Here is a 276-nt window from a genome sequence, read left to right on the forward strand (position 1 = left end):
GCATCCAGTGCCGCTTGTATTTCGCTTGGTTGAATTACCTCTCCGGTGTCATTACCCCATGCGTTACGCTTATAAGTAATAACGGCTGCTATCTGCTTAATAGATAATTGCTTTGCAAAAGACTGCATCGCTGTACCTGGTTTACCATAAAGTAAAATATCGATATGACCTTTGATATCACCTACCACTATTGGGCTACCTTTAAGTGCAGGAAAAACACCTGGCAGGCCTAAACCAGTTGGTTGGTGACACGCAGCACAGCTCGCCATATAAACT

1 protein-coding gene is annotated in these 276 nt (G+C 43.8%); it reads right to left on the reverse strand.

The window, feature by feature from the left end:
• Positions 1 to 276, reverse strand: a 276-nt coding sequence (locus AAEY97_RS21240; RefSeq protein ID WP_351001327.1) for a c-type cytochrome, incomplete at both ends; no start/stop codon positions are given.

The sequence above is a fragment of the Shewanella sp. TB7-MNA-CIBAN-0143 genome, assembly GCF_040310065.1.
In the GTDB taxonomy this organism is placed as follows: domain Bacteria; phylum Pseudomonadota; class Gammaproteobacteria; order Enterobacterales; family Shewanellaceae; genus Shewanella.